A 2355-nucleotide genomic window follows, 5' to 3' on the forward strand; every position below is an offset into this window, starting at 1 on the left:
TGATACAGATGTTACTTTCATTTTTTCAGGATTCTCAACTTTAGCAAAGTCTGTTATTAATCCTTTGTTAGCTTTTACTTTTCCTATTAAAATATCTCTCTTTAATTCAGGATTACTTAAACCGATATTTTCTAATCCTTTAGCAAAATCGGCATCTCTCATAATTGTGCTTACAGAGGTATCAAATTGCTTGGCAATTTTCTCATTAGTCTTCAAGTTTTCATTTTGAGAACTCGCTTTTTCAGAGTCATCTTTGAGCGAGTTTTCATTTTGAGAACTCGGCACATGAATTACCTCCATGACTCTTTTTCGTCATGAGATATCGCATACCTCTCAAGTAACTTCTTTGAGCAGTAGTAATATTTCGTTTACCCAATTGATTATTCAACATCCATTGTTTGGTTTCATCAATTGAATCAAAAAGACATCTCTTTTATAGAATAGTCTTTAAGACTGTGTTTTAAAATAATGTCCCATCTATTATGCCCATCAACAATCACATTTTTTTCTTTCCAGACTACTATTGGATCACGTACACCTTCTTCAACCAGACTTTTTTCTAACAACTTAAATTCCTCTTCTTGTAAAGGAGGAATAAAGACCTGTAACTCATTTAGAATTTCAATATCGTTACTGTCTTTGATAAGTACAGGTAATTTCTTCTTTGGTTTCTTTGTTAAAACAGAATCAACTGTTTTGATTTTAGATTTAAAGTTTGCCATACTATTTAGTTTTATGCTGTTTGGATGGTTGCTTTTTTACCTTTTGTGCGTTTTACTACTTCATGAGCCAAGGTAGTAAAATCTAATGCACCATTACTTTTAGGAGCATGCTCAATTACACTTATTTTTAATACTACAGCCTCTTGTATGGCAGAATTAATTCTAACTTTTGTATCGAAAACTTTTTCTTTAAAGTAATCTACTAACTGATCTTCGATGTGCTGGCTAACATTAGTGTTTTTAGTTTGATTAATTAAAACACCTAAAAGGTTAATGTTTCTGCCTTGTAATTCAAGTAGGGGTTTAACCTGTTCTTCTATTATTTCTTCGAAAGTTAGAATACCATTTAAACTGTAAGCATCACCAGATTTAACTAAATACATGAATTGATCTAGCCAAAATTGAATTTGAAGCTAAAATACCCGCATCTGGCCTATTATCTATTAAAATGTAGTCGTAGTCTTTATTAACAGCTTTCAAGCTCTTAAAAAGCCTGAAATTAGCATCAACTTTATTGCTTAATTCATTATAAACAGTGGATAATGTAATATCGGCAGGAATTACATGTAATTTTTCAGAAAGTTGATGGATAGGAAGAATTCCATTTAAATATGTGTCAGTTACTGTTTGCTCGTATTCTTCGATACCTATACCAGTAGTTAAATTACCTTGAGGGTCATTGTCTATTAGTAATGTTTTATAACCCTGTTGAGCCAGAGCATAACCGAGGTTTAAAGTTGTAGTAGTTTTACCTACTCCGCCTTTCATATTTAAAATTGAAATTATCATGTTATCAAATTTTCTTTCTGTTACAAACTTAGTCCTATTCTGTAGATAATAAAAGAAACAAAAAATGTAAAAAATTTAATTTATGAAATAGTTGTGAATTTGGAAGCTATTAAAGTTTTTTTAGAATTTAATTTTACTATTTGTAATCTAATTTTTTGTTTGGTTAGTTTAAATAAAACAGCTTATTGCCAAATATCGAAGGATGCTATTTTTTGATATTGATCGTGTGCTATATAATAAAGAGAGTATTCAAAATGATTAACATGCATGAAATTTTTCCTAATGGAGTTAATCTGTCAAATCTAGATCCAGTACTTATATACTATCAATCAATTCCAGTAGAAAGAACAGAGTTAATGAAGATGAGTTGTTTGTGTGGTCTTCCAAGAGAAAAAAAGTCAACTGGATATTGAAAGGACAAAATATAAATTGTTAGATAAGCATATATTACATAATTCAATTTTGAATCATAGGATTCAAGAAAATAGTAAGCCAATCTATATGGCAAACCCACCCACAGTATCTCAAAAAATTAATAAAGTTAGCTCCATATCTGGACAAGTAGCAAAAGACTACCCCATAAAATTTTATTGAGTTTCCTGTTTGCATGAAGTCCAGATATAGAGCTGGAGGTCGAATAAATTTTTTGTTCAACCTAACCCCAGCTTTTATTATGTATCTTATTCAAAGCTATTCAGTCAATTCTTCTTTACAAGCAGACTTTTATATCCAATCGAAAGCGAGTCATGCTGGTAAACGAATGCGAGAGCCATCAGCAAATTGTTTCATTGTTTTAACGGATAGATCCCAGTTACTACCAGACTATTTTTACTATATGGTATTA

At 30.7% G+C, this 2355-nt stretch carries 4 protein-coding genes and 1 pseudogene; 1 reads left to right on the forward strand and 4 read right to left on the reverse strand.

Annotated elements, in window-relative coordinates:
- From N7U62_RS22670 to N7U62_RS22685, 4 genes and pseudogenes are all read right to left on the reverse strand, one after another.
- Positions 1 to 300, reverse strand: a pseudogene (locus tag N7U62_RS22670) (hypothetical protein); the annotation flags it as partial.
- Between the two features lie 116 nt (positions 301 to 416).
- A complete protein-coding gene (locus N7U62_RS22675) occupies positions 417 to 722 on the reverse strand; it encodes a ParB N-terminal domain-containing protein (protein WP_264140464.1) in 306 nt (101 codons plus the stop codon).
- 11 nt (positions 723 to 733) lie between these two features.
- On the reverse strand, positions 734 to 1105 hold the full coding sequence (locus N7U62_RS22680; RefSeq protein WP_264140465.1) for a ParA family protein: 372 nt from the start codon (positions 1103 to 1105) through the stop codon (positions 734 to 736).
- On the reverse strand, positions 1092 to 1511 hold the full coding sequence (locus N7U62_RS22685; protein ID WP_264140466.1) for a ParA family protein: 420 nt from the start codon (positions 1509 to 1511) through the stop codon (positions 1092 to 1094). The genes N7U62_RS22680 and N7U62_RS22685 overlap by 14 nt, the downstream gene beginning before the upstream one ends.
- A gap of 673 nt (positions 1512 to 2184) precedes the next feature.
- On the opposite strand from N7U62_RS22685, the gene N7U62_RS23310 reads away from it, so the two are divergent.
- Positions 2185 to 2355, forward strand: a 171-nt coding sequence (locus N7U62_RS23310; protein WP_404818043.1) for a DUF6943 family protein, incomplete at its 3' end; no start/stop codon positions are given.

The sequence above is a fragment of the Reichenbachiella ulvae genome, assembly GCF_025833875.1.
Lineage (GTDB): Bacteria > Bacteroidota > Bacteroidia > Cytophagales > Cyclobacteriaceae > Reichenbachiella > Reichenbachiella ulvae.